At 67.7% G+C, this 17857-nt stretch carries 12 protein-coding genes and 1 pseudogene; 7 read left to right on the top strand and 6 right to left on the bottom strand.

Annotation, left to right across the window (positions count from 1 at the left end; all coding sequences use genetic code 11):
- Positions 1 to 239 precede the first annotated feature (239 nt).
- From AB4Z47_RS11460 to AB4Z47_RS11445, 4 genes and pseudogenes are all read left to right on the top strand, one after another.
- A complete protein-coding gene (locus AB4Z47_RS11460; RefSeq protein WP_441950162.1) occupies positions 240 to 767 on the top strand; it encodes a DinB family protein in 528 nt (175 codons plus the stop codon).
- A gap of 5 nt (positions 768 to 772) precedes the next feature.
- Entirely contained in the window at positions 773 to 1114 is a 342-nt protein-coding gene (locus AB4Z47_RS11455; protein ID WP_327114800.1) for a DUF1844 domain-containing protein, read from the top strand.
- Between the two features lie 87 nt (positions 1115 to 1201).
- The gene (locus tag AB4Z47_RS11450; protein ID WP_441950161.1) at positions 1202 to 1816 is read left to right on the top strand and encodes a TetR/AcrR family transcriptional regulator; all 615 of its coding nucleotides are present in this window, start codon (positions 1202 to 1204) and stop codon (positions 1814 to 1816) included.
- A gap of 47 nt (positions 1817 to 1863) precedes the next feature.
- A pseudogene (locus AB4Z47_RS11445) lies at positions 1864 to 3386 on the top strand (FAD-dependent monooxygenase).
- Between the two features lie 441 nt (positions 3387 to 3827).
- Here AB4Z47_RS11445 and uvrA read toward each other — a convergent pair.
- Both uvrA and AB4Z47_RS11435 read right to left on the bottom strand, forming a co-directional pair.
- Positions 3828 to 6809 carry an excinuclease ABC subunit UvrA gene (uvrA, locus tag AB4Z47_RS11440; RefSeq protein WP_441950160.1) on the bottom strand — a complete coding sequence of 994 codons (2982 nt, stop codon included), beginning with the start codon at positions 6807 to 6809 and terminating at the stop codon, positions 3828 to 3830.
- 377 nt (positions 6810 to 7186) lie between these two features.
- A complete protein-coding gene (locus AB4Z47_RS11435; RefSeq protein ID WP_441950159.1) occupies positions 7187 to 8329 on the bottom strand; it encodes a beta-ketoacyl synthase N-terminal-like domain-containing protein in 1143 nt (380 codons plus the stop codon).
- Positions 8330 to 8596: 267 nt separating this feature from the next.
- Here AB4Z47_RS11435 and AB4Z47_RS11430 point away from each other — a divergent pair, with 267 nt between their 5' ends.
- Both AB4Z47_RS11430 and AB4Z47_RS11425 read left to right on the top strand, forming a co-directional pair.
- On the top strand, positions 8597 to 9868 hold the full coding sequence (locus AB4Z47_RS11430) for a diguanylate cyclase domain-containing protein (RefSeq protein ID WP_441950158.1): 1272 nt from the start codon (positions 8597 to 8599) through the stop codon (positions 9866 to 9868).
- Between the two features lie 417 nt (positions 9869 to 10285).
- A complete protein-coding gene (locus AB4Z47_RS11425) occupies positions 10286 to 12562 on the top strand; it encodes a HelD family protein (protein ID WP_441950203.1) in 2277 nt (758 codons plus the stop codon).
- Between the two features lie 79 nt (positions 12563 to 12641).
- Here the strand turns inward: AB4Z47_RS11425 and AB4Z47_RS11420 are convergent, their stop codons facing one another.
- The 3 genes from AB4Z47_RS11420 to AB4Z47_RS11410 all read right to left on the bottom strand — a co-directional run bounded on the left by AB4Z47_RS11420 (position 12642) and on the right by AB4Z47_RS11410 (position 15001).
- Positions 12642 to 13094, bottom strand: a complete 453-nt coding sequence (locus AB4Z47_RS11420) for a universal stress protein (RefSeq protein WP_441950156.1) — start codon at positions 13092 to 13094, stop codon at positions 12642 to 12644.
- 484 nt (positions 13095 to 13578) lie between these two features.
- Positions 13579 to 13992 carry a DoxX family protein gene (locus tag AB4Z47_RS11415; protein ID WP_441950155.1) on the bottom strand — a complete coding sequence of 138 codons (414 nt, stop codon included), beginning with the start codon at positions 13990 to 13992 and terminating at the stop codon, positions 13579 to 13581.
- A gap of 106 nt (positions 13993 to 14098) precedes the next feature.
- Complete coding sequence (locus AB4Z47_RS11410) at positions 14099 to 15001, bottom strand: AraC family transcriptional regulator (protein ID WP_441950154.1); 903 nt, start codon at positions 14999 to 15001, stop codon at positions 14099 to 14101.
- Between the two features lie 52 nt (positions 15002 to 15053).
- Between AB4Z47_RS11410 and AB4Z47_RS11405 the strand changes: the two genes are divergently transcribed.
- Positions 15054 to 15524 (top strand): VOC family protein, encoded by a 471-nt coding sequence (locus AB4Z47_RS11405; RefSeq protein WP_441950152.1) that lies wholly within the window; start codon positions 15054 to 15056, stop codon positions 15522 to 15524.
- A gap of 65 nt (positions 15525 to 15589) precedes the next feature.
- On the opposite strand, the gene uvrB is transcribed toward AB4Z47_RS11405, so the two are convergent.
- Positions 15590 to 17782 carry an excinuclease ABC subunit UvrB gene (gene uvrB, locus AB4Z47_RS11400; protein WP_441950151.1) on the bottom strand — a complete coding sequence of 731 codons (2193 nt, stop codon included), beginning with the start codon at positions 17780 to 17782 and terminating at the stop codon, positions 15590 to 15592.
- Positions 17783 to 17857: the final 75 nt, after the last annotated feature.

Here is a 17857-nt window from a genome sequence, read left to right as displayed (position 1 = left end):
GTGCGTCGGCTCTCCCGCGAGAACCCCGGCACAAGAAACCCGCCCTCGTAAGGACGGGTGACCGGACCGTTTGACCTGTACGATCGCTCGTCGGCAACGGTGGGAGTCGGGCTCCACTTATCAGGCCCCGGGCAGGCCCGGGGCGGTCGTCAGCGAAAAGTCTAACATTCTGTTCGGCTATCGCCGAATCGGGACGAAAACCGCTTGCCGGACCACCCGACGCGTGCCACGCTCCCCCGATGCCCACACCACGCCGTGACCTGCTGCGATGGCAATTCGACCTGACCTGGTCGCTCGCCGGGATCCACTTCGACACGCTCACGCAGGAAGACTTCCTCTGGGAGCCCACCGACCTCGTCTGGACGGTACGACCGGATCCCGAAGGCGTATGGCGGCCGGACTGGGCCGATACCGAACCCGATCCCATGCCGGTCCCGACCATCGGCTGGCTCACCTGGCACATCGGCTGGTGGTGGGGCACGGCCGTGGACCACGCCGAGAAGCGCATCCCACCAGCGCGGGAGGACGTGCACTGGCCTGGCGACGGCGCCGCCACCATCGCCTGCCTGCGCGAGCTACGCGAGGAGTGGGTGCGCGTGCTCGGCGGGCTCACCGAAGCCGATCTGGATCTCCCGTCCGCCTACCCGTGGCCCGCCGACGCCGGGCTGACCATCGCACACCTGGCGGGCTGGGTGAACGCGGAGCTGATGAAGAACGTCGCAGAGATCGGCCACCTCCGGATGCTGCGCGCGGCGTCGCTAGCCTGAAGGGCATGACTGAAGAGCTCGACACCTCCGTGCGCGAACTGGCCGACATCCCTGCGGTCGAGGTGATCAGCCGCGCCGCCGTGATGCTGATGAGCTCGGCGGCGGAGAAGCTCGGGCTCGCCGACGAGGATCCGGCCACCAGTCCGCGCCGCGACCTGGACGAAGCGCGGCGGGTGATCACCGCGCTGGCCGGGCTGGTCACGGCCTCGGTGGAGTATTTGGGCCCGCATGCCGGGCCGATTCGCGAGGGGCTGCAATCGCTGCAGCGCGCCTTCAGGGAGTCCTCCGCACACCCCGACGAGCCGGGCAAGGGCCCTGGTGAGAAGTACACCGGCCCGGTCTACTGACTCGCAGTCGCCACCAGCGGGTGCCGTAAAATCTTTCCCTTCGGGAATTTTTGCCCACCGGGCAAGTTTTCGCCGTAGTCTGGAGCCATGCCCGAAGAACACACGCTCGGCCTGCGCGAGCGCAAGAAGCTCGACACCCGTCGGGCACTGAGCGACGCGGCGCTGCAACTGGCCTTCGAACGCGGACTCGAGAACGTCACCCGAGAGGACATCGCGGCGCGGGCGGGTGTATCGGTACGGACGTTCACCAATTACTTCACCGGCAAGTACGACGCGATCGCCTATCGCCAGGCCGAGCGCATCCGGCGCAGCCTCGTCCTCCTGCGTGAGCGGCCCGCCGACGAGCCGTTGTGGACGGCCGTCTCCGCCGCGCTGCTCGCACCCCTCGAGGCCGAGGGCGCCACGGACATGGTGCCGAGTGCCGCCCAGCTGGCCGAGATCCGCAAGCTGCTTGCCATCCCCGAGCTACGCTTCGCGATCTCCAAAGAAGCCACCGAAGACTGGGTCGAAGTGGTCGCCGAACGTACCGGCACCGATCCGCATCGCGATCTCTATCCGCGCCTGGTGGCGGGCGTGATCGCGGCCTTGGGCGAAGCGGCCATGCTGGCCTACGTCCACGCCGATCCCCCGGTGCCCGTGACCACCGTGCTCCGTCAGGCCCTGGCCGAAGTCGCCGCAGGCCTGCCCGATCCTCAGCGCTGACCCCAGCGCGACCACATCACCGAGATACCAGAAGGGTTGTCCTCGTCATGCCCGAAAACGCTGTCGACGTGGTGATTTCCGGTGCCGGACCGAACGGGCTCATGCTCGCCGCCGAGCTCGCGCTCGCCGGTGTCCGCCCCGTCGTCCTGGACCGGCTCACCGAGCCGAGCGCGGAGCCGAAGGCCAACGGCCTGGTCGGCCAGGTGATCCGCCTGCTGGATCTGCGCGGGCTCTACCACGAGTTCGGTGGCACACCAGGCGCGCCTGCGCCGATTCCGGCGTATTTGCTCGGTGGGATGCCGGTGTCGTTCGCCGGGGTCGCGGACAACCCGATGCGGGCGATGCTGATGCCGCAGCCGCGGCTGGTCCGGCTGCTGGTGGAGCATGTGCGCGGCCTCGGGGTGGACCTCCGATGGGGCAACGAGGTGATCGGCCTCGACCGCGACGACGCGGGAGTCACCGTCACGGTGGCAGCGCACGACGGGACCTACGACCTGCGCACCCGGTATCTGGTGGGCGCAGACGGCGGCAAGAGCCTGATCCGCAAGAGCGTCGGCATCGGTTTTCCCGGCCACACCTCTGCGACGATCAACCGGATGGCGCATGTGCGCCTACCCGACAACCTGCGCACCGCCGACGGCGGCGTCGAGGTCCTCGGACCCGGCCGTCTTCCGTTCGGGCACAACCGGCTCGAACGCGGCGGATTCGTCTTCGCCGAGCTCGAACCGGGCCGTCCGCTCGTCGCCACGACGGAATTCGACGGGTCCGAACCGAGCGACGCGCCGATGACATTCGACGAACTGCGGGCGAGCCTGCGCCGGGTGCTCGGCGTCGACCTGCCGATCGAGCCGCCGCAGGGGCCCGGACCGCACGCGCTGCGGCGCATCCACGGCCAGAACACGCGGCAGGCCGACCGGTACCGGGACGGAAACGTCCTGCTGGTCGGCGATTCCGCACATGTGCACTCCGGCATGGGCGGTCCTGGACTCAATCTCGGCCTGCAGGACGTGTTCAACCTGGGGTGGAAGCTCGCAGCCCAGGTGCGCGGATGGGCGCCGGACGACCTGTTGAACACCTATCAAGAGTGAGCGGCATCCGGTCGGCGAGCGGGTGATGCTGCAGTCGATGTCGCAGACCCACTCATGATGCCCGGCCCCGAGATCACCGCGCTGCGGGCGCTGTTCGGCGAGCTGCTGCAACTGCCGGGGACGGCAGAGCACATCGCACACCTGATGGCCGGTTCCGACGTCCGCTACGACACCGGCGACGACCATCCGCTCGCCGGACTCCTCATGCCCGATCTCACCCTGTCGGACGGACGTCGCGCCGCCGAGCTCCTGCACCAGGCGCGCCCGGTACTGCTCGACCTGACCGGCGGCCGCTTCGCCGACACGCCGCGCGAGGCTGGCGCGACCGCATCGACACCGTGGTCGCCACCTGCGCGGACGCGCCGACGGATGCGTTGCTGATCAGGCCGGACGGCTATGTGGCCGCGGTCGCGCGGGAACCCGAGGAGGCGGACCGGCTGTACGGTGCGCTCACTCGCTGGTTCGGGAGCCGAGCGGGCTGACGAGCGAGTGTCGCCCACCGCAGGTGGGTGGAGACCGACAACCGGCGACCCCGCGATGGGCTGACGCGCGAACTCGTGTGTCTCCGCCCCGGGTGCGCGGGGCGAACGACCGTCGAACCTGGGGCAGGCCCGGTGCCGACCCACCGGTCGGCACCGGGCCTGAGTGGCGGCCCGGCAGCGGAGCACGGCGACCTATCCCGCGACCGCGACCGGCGTTTCTGGACGTGAATGCCGTTGCGGCACCGATGTTCAGGAATCCGCCTGGGTCGGACACAGTGCGGCAATCGCCCGGATCGACGCCGAGCTCCCCTGCCGGCCACTGGCCGATGCGGTCCAAGCCGAAGGAACTCGCCGGGCTGATCCACCATCGCAAACCGCGGACACGACGAAAAGCCGCGCGTCCACGGCATTCGGTGCACCACGCCGCCCGAACGGGGCGTGTCAGCCGACCGGCGCCGCCTTCTTCGCCACCCGCTTCGTCGCCTTGGCCGCCGTCGGCTCGACTGCCCGAGACTTGGCCACGGTGGCCTTGGCCGGTGTCTTCTTCGCCGGGGCCTTCGGCGCGGACGACTGGGCGAGCACGTCGCGTAGGAACTGACCGGTGTAGCTTTCCGCAACGGCCGCAATGTCTTCCGGGGTGCCTTGGGCAACGACGGTGCCGCCGCCGGAACCGCCCTCGGGACCCATATCGACCACCCAGTCGGAGGTCTTGATGACGTCCAGGTTGTGTTCGATGACGATCACCGTGTTGCCCTTGTCGACCAGGCCGTTGATGACGCCGAGCAGCTTGCGAATGTCCTCGAAGTGCAGACCGGTCGTCGGCTCGTCCAGGATGTACACCGTCCGCCCGGTCGAGCGCTTCTGCAGCTCGGCGGCCAGCTTCACGCGCTGGGCCTCGCCGCCGGACAGCGTCGGAGCACTCTGCCCGAGCCGCACATATCCGAGCCCGACGTCCACCAACGTTTTCAGATACCGGTGGATCGAGGTGACCGGCTCGAAGAACTCGGCAGCCTCCTCGATGGACATATCCAGCACCTCGGCAATGGTCTTGCCCTTGTAGTGCACCTCGAGGGTCTCCCGGTTGTACCGGGCCCCATGGCAAACCTCACACGGCACATATACATCCGGCAGGAAGTTCATCTCGATCTTCAGCGTGCCGTCACCGGAGCATGCCTCGCAGCGACCGCCCTTGACATTGAACGAGAACCGGCCCGGCTGGTAGCCACGCACCTTCGCCTCGGTGGTGGCGGCGAACAAGGTCCGGATCTTGTCGAACACGCCGGTGTAGGTGGCCGGGTTCGAGCGCGGGGTGCGGCCGATCGGCGACTGGTCCACCTGCACCAGCTTGTCCAGGTGGTCGAGCCCGTTCACCCTGGTGTGCCTGCCCGGCACCTGCCGCGCGCCGTTGAGCCGGTTCGCCAGCACCGTGGCCAGGATGTCATTGACCAGCGTCGACTTGCCCGACCCGGACACGCCCGTGACCGAGGTGACCACGCCGAGCGGAAAGCTGACGTCGATGCCCTTCAGGTTGTGCTCGTTCGCACCGACCACGGTGAGCTGGCGCTTCCTGCTGACCGGGCGGCGCACCACCGGTACCTCGATCCGCTCACGGCCCGAAAGATAGGCGCCGGTCAGCGAAACCGGGTCGGTGAGCAGCTCCTGGTAAGGCCCGCTGTGCACCACCGTGCCGCCGTGCTCGCCCGCGAGCGGGCCGATGTCGACCACCCAGTCCGAGGCGCGGATGGTGTCCTCGTCGTGCTCGACCACGATCAGCGTGTTGCCGAGATCACGCAGCCGTGTGAGGGTTTCGATGAGCCTGCGGTTGTCGCGCTGATGCAGGCCGATGGAGGGCTCGTCGAGCACGTACAGCACGCCGACCAGGCCGGAGCCGATCTGGGTGGCAAGCCGGATCCGCTGTGCCTCGCCGCCGGACAGCGTGGCCGCCGCACGCGACAGGCTCAGGTACTCCAGGCCGACGTCGAGGAGGAAGCCCAGCCGCGCCTGCACCTCCTTGAGCACCTGCCCGGCGATGGCGGCCTCGCGCTCCCCCAGGGTCAGTGAGTTCAGGAACTTCGAGCAATCTCCGATGGACAACTCGCTGACGTCGGCGATGGACTTGTTGTCGTTGTTCGCGGCGAGGGTGACCGCGAGAATCTCCGGACGGAGGCGGGCGCCGTTGCACACCGGGCACGGGATGTCCCGCATGTACCCGTCGTAGTGCTCCTTCATCTGTTCGGAGTCGGTGTTCTCCATGCGCCGCTGCAGGAACGGCATCACGCCCTCGAAATCGGCGTAATAAGAGCGTTTGCGGCCGTAGCGGTTGGTGTAGGAGACGTGCACCTGGTCGGCGCTGCCCTCCAGGACCGCTTTGCGGGCTTTCAGCGGCAGGTCCTGCCACGGCGTATCCATGGAGAAGCCGATGGATTCGGCGAGGCCGGACAGCAGCCTGGTGAAGTACTCGGCGGTCTGGCCGCGCGACCACGGGGCGATCGCGCCCTCGTTCAGGCTCAGCGCCGGGTCGGGCACGACCAGGTCCGGGTCGACCTCCTTGCGGATGCCGAGGCCGGTGCAGTCCGGGCAGGCGCCATAGGGCGAGTTGAACGAGAACGAGCGCGGTTCCAGGTCTTCGATGTCGAGCGGGTGGCCGTTCGGGCAGGCCAGACGTTCGGAGAAACGGCGCTCCCGGTCGTGCGCGTGCTCGTCGCGGTCCACGAAGTCGAGCACCACGATGCCGTCGGCAAGCCGCAGCGCGGTCTCGATCGAATCGGTGAGGCGCTGCTTGGAATTCGGCTTCACCGCAAGACGGTCGATCACGACCTCGACGTCGTGCTTCTCCTGCTTCTTCAGTTTCGGCGGATCGGTGAGCGGATACACCACGCCGTCGACCCGGACGCGGGAATAGCCCTGCGTGTTCAGCTGGTCGAACAGATCGACGAACTCGCCCTTGCGGGTGCGCACCACCGGGGCGAGTACCTGGAACCGGATGCCTTCGGCCATGGCCAGCACCTGGTCGACGATCTGCTGCGGGGTCTGCTTGGCGATCAGTTCGCCGCACACCGGGCAGTGCGGCGTGCCCGCCCGCGCGTAGAGCAGACGCAGGTAGTCGTACACCTCCGTGATGGTGCCGACCGTCGAGCGCGGGTTGCGGTTGGTGGACTTCTGGTCGATCGACACCGCGGGCGAGAGGCCCTCGATGAAATCGACGTCGGGCTTGTCCATCTGACCGAGGAACTGCCGCGCGTAGGCCGACAGCGATTCGACATAGCGCCGCTGGCCCTCCGCGAAGATCGTGTCGAAGGCCAGGCTCGATTTGCCGGAGCCGGACAGACCGGTGAACACGATGAGGCTGTCGCGGGGCAGTTCCAGATCGACCCCCTTCAGGTTGTGCTCCCGAGCTCCACGCACAGTGAGGCGTTCCGCCACAAGCCGTCCCTTCTCATTCGTGTTCAGCGTCCAGACATACCCCCGTCCGCCATGCTAAGCGTGGGCACCGACAGGTTTCGCGGACCGCCCGCCACCTCGATGAACGGCGGGAGCCGGACCGCAGGACGCGGGGATGCAGCCAGGAAACAGGCCGGACGTCTCTGTAGGATCGCCCGCTCGGCGCCTAGGGTCAACAGCTCGGCGCCGCCCGCCATTCCGACGGGCTCGCCGCGCGGTCGTGCCACGCCTGTTCCGACTCGCCTCCCGGTCACGCCGAGCCGAGCCGCCGCCGAGTCACGCCGAGCCGACTCGCCTCCCGGTCACGCCGAGCCGAGCCGCCGCCCGGTCACGCCGAGGCGGTGATGCGCAAAGCATGGTCAGGCCCCTCCGAGCACCACGACGGAATTGTTCCCGCCCATACCCAGCGAGAGCTTCGCGGTGATACCCCCCTCGAACGGTGCGGGGCCGTCCAGCAACCGCGGGTGGGCGGGCGCGACGATCGGTGCCGCGGGTATGACACCGCGGTCGTAACCCAACGCCGCCGCGGCCACCTCGACCGCGGCCGACGCACCCTGGCAATGGCCCACCAGCGGTTTCAGCGCGTAGATGTGCGGGCGGTCGGCGAACAGGTGCGCGACCAGATGGCTTTCGGCCACATCGCACTGCCTGGTACCGCTGCCGTGGGCGTTGAAGTAGCTCACCTCCTCGGCGCTCACCCCCGCGTCAGCGAGCCCGCGACGGGCACAGTCCAGGATCTGCTCATGGCTCGGGTCGACGGAGACCACGTGATAGGCATCGTTGGTCATGGCGCCACCGAGCACGGCGGCGTAGGGCCGGTCCACCGAGCGGGTCAGGACGAAGGCGACCGAGGCCTCCCCGATACTGAACCCGCGGCTACCCTTCTGGAAGGGCCGGCACGCGTCCAGCGGTTCGGCGTCGGTGACCGCCGCACCGAGCCCGACGAAATGTTCCACCATGTCCGGGCTCGCGGACAGGTCGGTGGCCACGCAGATCACATCGTCGGCCAGCCCGGCGTTCAGCCAGAGCTTCGCGGTGATCAGCGCGACGTTGGCCGAACTGCACGCCGCGGACACGTTCATCGCCGGACCGTGGAAACCGAACTCCTGCAATAGCACCGAGATCGGGGTGGACGGCAGCAGCCGAAGATAATCGCGGGAGCCCCGATGGCCGTGATCGACAACATAGAAGTCATGCCAGTTCGCCACGTCACCCAGCACGATCGCGTGCAGCAGCCCGACCGTGCGACCCGGCCGCCAACCCCGGCTTCGCGCGTCCGCGATCGCCTCCCGCGCAGCCTCGTGCACGGCACGCCCGTATCGGCTGGTGGTCACGTCGTGATCACCGCCGTCAGGCACCAGCGATACCCAGGCATCCTCGTCCCGCTCGGGCCCGTAGCCGCTCTGCATGGACGCCGCCGACTTGCCGCTCAGCAAACCTTGCCACAGGATTTCCCGCCCCCACCCATACCCGGTCACCGCACCGAGCCCGGCGATGGTCATATGATCTTGATACTGCGGTCTGTCGTTTCGGGACCGAATGGCGTTGGCGCCCGGCATAGCATCGCTCCTTCACCGGATTCCCCGGGGCGACCAGCGGTCGGCCCGACTTCCGCGTGGGACCCGGTTTTGTCATGATCACCAGATCGAACCGGACGAAGTGCCCGAACTGTGATCTGAGCAATTGCGTCGACGGTGTGATCTTGTACACGTCGATACCAGAATAATCCCGTGTTCCAATGGCCATAGGGTCGACGATCGGGGGTTCGAGTGGGTGAGGACAAGGCAGCCGCCGCGGTAGACGCCGCCGAACAACTGGCCGAGCGCTACCGTTCCCTGGTCGAGCACACCCCCGACGGGATCTGTGTGCACGAGCGGGGCACGGTGGTCTACGTCAATCCCGCGACCATCCGCATGCTCGCCGCCGAGAGCGTCGACGAGGTGATCGGCCAACCGCTGACCAAGTTCGTCGATCCGGCCTCGATCCCCGCGATGCTGGACCGCATCAGCACCCTGACCACGGCGGGCGCCGCATCCGAGCCGACCGAGATGCTGCTCAGGCGGGTGGACGGCGTCAGCATCCCCGTCGAGACCGTGTCGGTGCTGACCGCCTGGCACGACCACCTCGCCTACCAGGTGGTCATCCACGACCTCACCGCCCAGCGGCACGCCGAGGCCGCGCAGCGCCGGGCCGAACAGTACTTCACCACGGTCGTCTCCCAGTTGGAGGAAGGCGTCGTGGTGATCGATCCGGACGGGCGGATCGAATCGATGAATCCGGCGGCCAAGCGCATCTTCGGCACCGAGGGGCCCGACGAACAAGTGATCGGCCACACCATCCAGTCGCTGCCACTGGTGCTGCTCGACGGGAACGCCCAGCCGCTGCCGCCGAGCCGCCACCCCGTCGCGCGCACGCTCGCCACCGGCGAGACCATCACCGGCTATATCTTCGGCGTCGACCGGGTGGACGGACAGCGGCGCTGGCTCTCCGGCAGCAGCCGGATGCTCAACCCTGGCGATCCGCACTCGTCGGCGGTCTCCTCCTTCGCCGATATCACCGAGTTCCGCGCCAGCAGGCGGCAATTGGAGTACCAGGCCACGCACGATGGGCTCACCGGTCTGGCCAATCGCTCGCTGATCCTGTCCCAGCTGGCGGCCGCGCTGGCCACCGTCGAAGAGCTGCCGGTCTCCACCGTGCTGTTCATCGACCTGGATGGGTTCAAGTCGATCAACGACACCCTCGGACACGCCATCGGCGACACGGTGCTGCAGATCGTCGCGCAGCGGCTGCAGCGTGCCCTGCGCAGCGACGACATCGTGGGCAGACTCGGTGGCGACGAGTTTCTCGTCCTGCTGTCCGGCCGCACCCGCCAAGTCGACATCGACATGCTGGTGGCCCGGCTGCGCAACACCATGGCCGAGCCGATCGTCGCGCGGGGGCACCGAATCGAGGTGAACGCCTCGATCGGCGTCACCGCTCTGACGATCGGCGACCGCCGCACCCCCGAAGCCGTGCTGCACGACGCGGACCTGGCGATGTAACCGACGCTGGCGACTTCGTCGCGGACGCGTCGGCCGCTCGGACGCGAGCCGGGCCGCGAACGAACAATGGACGCTCTCGCTTCGCTCGGAAGCGGCGGCGGGCCGAGGTCGTTGCGGTTGTAGGCAATCGCTGTCGGGCCGGCAGTGCCGCGTGGTCGTATCTACGGCCGCTCGCACACTTCACCCGGTGCGATTCGCCTGGCCTGATGAACGGAGTGCTGCGTCGCCGCCGTGGGCATGACCTGCGGTTACAGCGAGTGTGCCGCGATCACAGTAAACTCGACAACTCTGTTTTCCGAGCGTCCACGTGCCCGGCCTGGGCACCGTGCTCTCGGCTTATCGCGGTGACAAGGAGTTAGTTTGCCCGACCTCACACAGGACCGTGCGGCATCCGCAGACAGGGGCAACAGCACGCCGTTGTCGGCCCCTGAGGACAGGCACGAGCGGACCCGCGAGACCGAGCGGGAACAGGCCTACCTATCGGTGCTGTACGACCGGCTCGACGAAATGCGCGACTACGCGCGCAACCGCTTGCGCACCGTACTGCTGGAGACCGGCGGCACCCCGCAGGCCCGCAGCGAACGGGAGTCCTTCAGCCAGCTCTACACCGAGGACCTCGCGAAATACGATGCCGCGGAACACGGTCTGTGTTTCGGCCGCATCGATCTCGACGGCGAGCAGGAGGATTACCGCTACATCGGCAGGCTCGGCATCCTCGACGAGAAGGACGACTACGAGAGCCTGCTGCTGGACTGGCGCGCCCCGCTGGCCCGGCCGTTCTACCTGGCCACCACCGCGACCCCGGACGGCGTGACCCGGCGCAGGCACATACGGTCGCGCAACCGCACGGTCACCGCGATCAACGACGAGTACCTCGATCTGGACACCGCGCGCCGGGCGGGCGTCACCGCCTCCGACGGCGGCGTCGGCAGCGAGAGCGCCCTGCTCGCGGCGCTCAACGCCGCCCGCACCGGCCACATGAGCGACATCGTGGAGACCATCCAGCACGAGCAGGACGCGATCATCCGCTCGGAGCACAAGAGCGTGCTCGTTGTGCAGGGCGGGCCGGGCACCGGCAAGACAGCCGTCGCGCTGCACCGCGCCGCGTACCTGCTCTACACCTACCGCCAGCAGCTGGCCAAGAGTGGCGTGCTGATCATCGGGCCGAACGCCACCTTCCTGGACTACATCGGCCAGGTGCTCCCTTCACTCGGTGAGACCGGCGTGCTGCTGTCCACCATCGGCGACTTGTACCCGGGAGTGCAGGCGACCCGGGAGGACTCCCTGCGCGCGGGCGAGATCAAGGGCTCGCAGGCGATCATCGAGGTACTCAAGCAGGCGGTGCGTGACCGCCAGGAGGTACCCGCCGAACCGATCCGGCTGACCTTCGACGGCTATCCGGTCACCTTGGACCGCAAGATCGTCACCAAGGCCCGCGGCCGCGCCCGTTCCTCGCGCCGCCCGCACAACCTGGCCAGGCCGATATTCGCCGGTTCGGTGATCGACGCGTTGACCGAGCAACTCGCGCAGACCATGGGTGCCGACCTTTCCGGCGGCCCCAGCCTGCTGAGCTCGACCGACCTCACCGAGATCAGGGACGAGATGCGCGCCGACCAGGAGATCCAGTCCGCCATCGGCAAACTCTGGCCGATTCTGTCCCCGCAGGAGGTCCTCGCCGACCTGCTCGCCGCCCCGGAGCGGCTGGACCGGGTCGCGGCCGCGCTCGACCCCGCCGACCGTGCCGAGCTGGTGCGTCCGGACAACGGCGCGTTCAGCGCGGCCGACGCGCCGCTGCTGGACGAGCTGGCCGAGCTGCTCGGCGTGGACGATGCCGAGGAGCGCGAGCGCGCGCGCCGCCGCTGGCGCGCCCAGCTCGCCGAGGCACAGGACGCGCTGGACATCTTGACCGGCTCCGCGCCGCAAGACCTGGAGGACGAACTCGATCCCGAGATCCTGATGGCCTACGACCTGATCGACGCGAGCCAGCTGGCCGAACGACACGACGTGCGCACCCGCCAGACCACCGCGGAACGCGCCGCGGGCGATCGCACCTGGACCTACGGGCACGTCATCGTGGACGAGGCGCAGGAACTGTCGGAGATGGCCTGGCGCATGGTGATGCGGCGAATCCCGAACCGTTGGATCACCGTGGTCGGCGACGTCGCGCAGACCGGCGACCCGGCGGGCACGTCGTCATGGCGGCGGATGCTGGAACCCTACGTCGCCGCGCGGTGGAAGCTGACCGAGCTGACGGTCAACTACCGCACACCCGCCGAGATCATGGCAGTCGCCGCGGACGTGCTCGCCGCGATCGACCCGGCGGCTGTCGCGCCGCGCTCGGTCCGCGAGACCGGCACCGTGCCGCGCGCGTACCGGGTGGCCCCAGGCGACGTGCACGCGGAAGTCGCCCGGCTGGTCGCCGCCGAATCCGGGCCGGGCACCACAGCGGTGATCGCGCCGCACGCGCTGGTGGCTCGGCTGGACGACCTCACGGACGAGTCGGTGCGGGTGCTCACCGTGCACGATGTGAAGGGCCTGGAGTTCGACGCGGTCTACCTGGTCGAGCCGCAGAGCATCCTCGACGAATCGCCGCGCGGGCTCAACGACCTCTACGTCGCGCTCACCCGCGCCACACAGCGGCTCGGCGTGGTGCACAGCGCGAAGCTACCGGACGTGCTCGGCAGGTTGTGCTGACAGCGCACGCCGAAATACGAAAGGCTCCGTGCCCCATCGCGGCACGCGACGAGCACGGAGCCTTTCGTCATAGCAGCGCTCAGCGCACGGTGTGCACGATCAGCACGTCCGAGCGCGACTTGCGCGCCACATCGGAGGGCACCGAGCCGAGCAGCCGGCCAGCCAGGGTGTTCAGCCCCCGGTTGCCGACTACGAGCAGGTCGGCCTCGACCTCCTTGACCAGCGCCAGCAGCGACTCCACCGGCTCGCCGACGATGGCGCGCTCGATGATGTCCGCCGCCCCCGCGGCGATGGCCTTGTCCCGCGCGACGCGCAGGATCTCGTTGGTCGGGGCGGAACCCCGCACCTGGTAGGCCTCCTCCTTGAGGACATCGGTGGCGGCGGCGAGATCGCGATCGTCGGTCGGGTAGTACGCGCAGGCCACGACCAGGGTCGCAGTGGAAACTCCAGCCAGAGCGGCGGCCTTCTCGACGGCGACATACGACGAGTCCGAGCCATCGGTACCGACGACAATGGTCCGGTAGGCGGTCATGCTCTCCTCCAACTATGCGGTGGGTCGGGTGCTGCGTCCGGTCTCGGCCCGGCAGATCGGGCGTCGGCGCGGCGATTGGGCTCGACCATAGCGGCAAACGGTGCGGAAAAATCAGAAATCGCAATACATCACACTCGGGGTGTTCAGCCATTCCTGCCTCGGGTTCTCCGGCGAATGCGAGAAAGGCACAACCAACCAGCGCCGAACCGATTTCGGCGTCCGAAACCTGTGATTTCGCACAATCGAGACGAACGGTGTTGCACTCCTGGGATATTCGCCACACAGCCAGGTCCGTCAAACGAAGATCGCCCGTCCCGACGCGTGAATCACGCACCGGGACGGGCCGATCGAGCCTTGGGCCAGCGCGCCGCTACGGCCACTGCCAGTAGTTTGCCCAGGAAATGCCGAAAATCGCTTCGATGAAGCCCATCGCTGCCTCTCCCCTGCGTAAAAAGGACGTGCGCTATTAGCGCGACCGGTCGGCCTAGAGGTCGAAAAGCGGGCCGGTGATGGTCAATCCGAGATCGTCGACACGTGCGAAGAACGCGAACAGCATCAGGGCAGCGCCCGCCAGGGCAACGTCCTTGTTGAACTGGATCATCTCGCCCTGTTTGGCTTCCGCGTCGGTCTCCTTCCAGAACGGATGCATCAGGAAGACAGTCGGCAGGAGCGCGACTGCCAGCAGCAGCGATCCGAGATCGGCCCACACACCGAGAAGCACGCTCAGTCCGCCTGATCCGAACACTGCGCCCGAGGCCAGCACAGCGTACTTCGGCATGGGGATCCCCCGACTCTGCGCATACCCCGCCATCGCGTCCGTCTGGGTGAAGTGCCCGAACGCTGAGCCCAGGAAGAGAAAAGCGAACAACACCCGTCCGATCAACACCACGACATCCATGTCCAACTCCTTGTCGGCTGATGGTTGATAGCGCAACTTTCGATTGCGTGCCCGGTTACCCCTTCCCGGATCCGCAGCAAATCACCGAAATCGATCCGTCCAGCAACTAAGCCCTGGTCGGCATGACCTTTGACGTTACCTCGTCACGTGAACGTAGCGAATTCTTGGCATATTCCAATGGAGCCATTCCGACCTCCGCGGTGAACTCACGCGAGAAGTGCGCCTGGTCGAAGTATCCCAGATCGGCCGCCAGTGCGGCCAGATCTTCGGTACGGCCCTTCGCGAGCAGATCGGCGCCGTCCTGCAGCCGATAGCGACGCAGCACCCATTTCGGCCCGGCACCGACGTAACGGCGGAACATGCGCTGCAGGGTGCGCGTGGATACACCGAATCGGTCGGTGATCTGGTCGACCCTGGTCAGCTCCAGATCGTCGGCCATCGCGTCGACGATGCGCAGCACCAGCCGGTAGGTCGGGTCGTCGACTGACGGCCTGCCCGCGAGGAACTCCTCGACGACGCCGCGGCGCTGCCCGTCGGTGGGCACGTCGAGCACACGCTCGGCCAATCCCGCAGCCTCGGGCATGACGTCGGCGAGGTCGACGGAGCAGTCGCGAAACGAACCGACATCGAGTCCGGTGAACGCGCCGAAACCGCCCGCCCGGAAGCGGATACCGAATGTTTCCCCGAGCCCGCTGAGCTCGCGGACGTATTTGGTGGTGCTCACGCCGTTCACGAATCCGCCGGTGCGTGAGTCGGATCGTTCGAAGGTGATGTTCACGCTCGGATACGACAACACCTCGGCGCGATACGGCGGTCTGCCGCGCAGATCCCAGCGCACCGACCAGTACCACTCGACGTAACGGTCCGTTGCCGGACTGGGGACCAACCGGGCCAGCGATCGATGCTTGGCCTGTTCGTTCGGATGCAGGATGCCCTTGGTGTCGGCGGGCACGGCCGGATTGCGGGCCGGCCATAGCTCGGCGGCGGGCGATTCAGCGCGGCCGGGCACGGTGTCGCTTTCTTACAAGACCCGCGGGCCACGAGCGACAACGGTTGATGCCATGACGAACACAGTGAACCCCATTGCCGACGGCTACCACTCGATCACCTGTTTCCTCGCGGTCGGCGACGGCAACAAGGCCATTGATTTCTACACCGCCGTCTTCGGAGCCGAGGTGCTCAGCCGCAACGATCTGCCTGACGGCCAGCCCGCGCACGCGGAGTTGAAATTCGGTGACTCGACCCTGCAGATGGGCATGCCCATCCCGGACAACGGCGTACTCGCTCCGAACGGCGAGTGGGTGCACACCTCGATCGTGCACTACTGCCCCGATGTCGACGCGGTCCTGCGGCGCGCCGTCGAACACGGCGCCCGCCATGTCGAAGAGCCGAAGACCTTCGTCACCGGCGACCGCTACGGCGTGATCATCGATCCGTTCGGCCACCGCTGGGCGGTGCTCACCAGGGTAGAGGAGGTCTCGCGCGAGGAGGCCGAGCGCCGGGTGAACGAGTGGATGGCCACCCAGGCCTGACGACCCCGCTGCCTCCGCGGCCAGGCGGTGCCCGGTCCGCGGAGGCAGAGCCGTTGCGGCACAGCTCAACTCAACCCGGCGGCATCCATGCCGCGCAGTTCCTTCTTCAGGTCCGCGATCTCGTCGCGCAACCGGCCGGCGAGCTCGAACTGCAACTCCCTGGCCGCGTTCATCATCTGCGCCGTGAGTTCCTTGACCAGATCGGCCAGTTCGGCGCGCGGCATCGACTTGACGTCACGGCCCTCGTACACCCCCGCGCTCACGGCCCGGCCCGGCTCGCCCTGGGCACGGCGACCGCGGCTGGCATTGCGACCCGAACCTCCGACCTCGACCTCGGTCTCGTCGACTTCTCGGTACACCTGGTCGAGGATGTCGGCGATCTTCTTGCGCAACGGTTTCGGGTCGATGCCCATTTCCTCGTTGTAGGCGATCTGCTTGGCGCGGCGGCGCTCGGTCTCATCGATGGCGAACTGCATCGAATCGGTGACCTTGTCGGCGTACATGTGCACTTCGCCGGAGACATTGCGCGCCGCGCGACCGATCGTCTGAATCAGCGCGGTGGTGCTGCGCAGGAAGCCTTCCTTGTCCGCGTCGAGGATCGCCACCAGCGACACCTCGGGCAGATCGAGACCTTCGCGGAGCAGGTTGATGCCCACCAGCACGTCGTACTCGCCGAGCCGGAGCTGCCGCAGCAATTCGACGCGACGCAGGGTGTCGATCTCGGAGTGCAGGTAGCGTACCCGGATGCCGAGTCCGAGCAGATAGTCGGTGAGGTCCTCGGACATCTTCTTGGTGAGCGTGGTGACCAGCACCCGCTCGTCGCGCTCGGTCCGCTCCCTGATCTCGTGGATCAGGTCGTCGATCTGGCCCTTGGTCGGCTTCACCACGACTTTCGGGTCGACCAGGCCCGTCGGCCGGATGACCTGCTCGACCACTTCGCCACCGGTCTGCCCCAGCTCGTACGGGCCGGGGGTGGCCGACAGATACACCGCCTGCCCGATCCGGTCGGCGAACTCCTCCCAGGTGAGCGGCCGGTTGTCCACCGCGGACGGCAGCCGGAAGCCGTACTCCACCAGGTTGCGCTTGCGGGACATGTCGCCCTCGTACATGCCGCCGATCTGCGGGACGGTGTTGTGCGACTCGTCGATAACGAGCAGGAAATCCTCGGGGAAGTAGTCCAGCAGCGTCGCGGGAGCCGAGCCGGCCGGGCGCCCGTCGATGTGGCGCGAGTAGTTCTCGATGCCGGAGCAGAACCCCACCTGCCGGATCATCTCCAGGTCGTACTGGGTGCGCATGCGCAGCCGCTGTGCCTCGAGCAGCTTGCCTTGGCGCTCCAGCTCGGCGAGCCGCTCCGCCAGCTCGGCCTCGATGTCGCCCACCGCGCGCTCCATCCGATCCGGACCCGCCACGTAGTGGGTGGCCGGGAAGATGCGCAGCATGTCGACTCGGCGGACCACGTCGCCGGTGAGCGGGTGCAGGTAGTACAGCGCGTCGATCTCGTCGCCGAAGAACTCGATGCGAACAGCGAGTTCCTCATAGGAAGGGATGATCTCGACGGTGTCGCCGCGCACGCGGAACGAACCGCGGGTGAACGCCATGTCGTTGCGCGTGTACTGCACGTCGACCAGCAACCGCAGCAGCGCGTCGCGGTCCACCTCGGTGCCCACCTCCAGCTGCACCGAACGGTCGAGATACGACTGGGGTGTGCCGAGGCCATAGATGCACGACACGGAGGCGACCACCACAACGTCGCGCCGGGACAGCAGGCTGGAGGTTGCCGAGTGGCGCAGGCGCTCGACGTCGTCGTTGATCGAGCTGTCTTTCTCGATGTAGGTGTCGGTCTGAGCGATGTACGCCTCGGGTTGGTAGTAGTCGTAATACGAGACGAAGTATTCGACGGCGTTGTTGGGCAGCATCTCGCGTAGTTCGTTGGCCAGCTGAGCCGCGAGGGTCTTGTTCGGCGCCATTACCAGCGTGGGCCGCTGCAGCCGCTCGATCAGCCAGGCCGTGGTGGCCGACTTGCCGGTGCCGGTGGCGCCGAGCAGCACCACGTCACGCTCGCCCGCCCTGATCCTGCGCTCCAGCTCCTCGATCGCGGCCGGCTGGTCGCCGGCCGGCCGGTGCTCGCTGACCACCTGAAACCGGCCGTCGACGCGCTCGATCTCGCCGACGGGACGGAACTCCGAGTGCGCGAGCGGCGGCTCACCCGCGGCCCTGCCCTCGTAGCCCTCCGCCGGAATCTCGGTTGCGAATGCCATGCTCACCAGCCTAGGCCCAGTCACCGACAGATTTCGCGGCCGTGCGACGACGGCCGGTGCGACGGGTCACGCCCG

Source organism: Nocardia sp. 2TAF39, from assembly GCF_052114905.1.
Classification (GTDB): domain Bacteria; phylum Actinomycetota; class Actinomycetes; order Mycobacteriales; family Mycobacteriaceae; genus Nocardia.
This window is presented reverse-complemented; position numbering and strand designations above follow the sequence as displayed.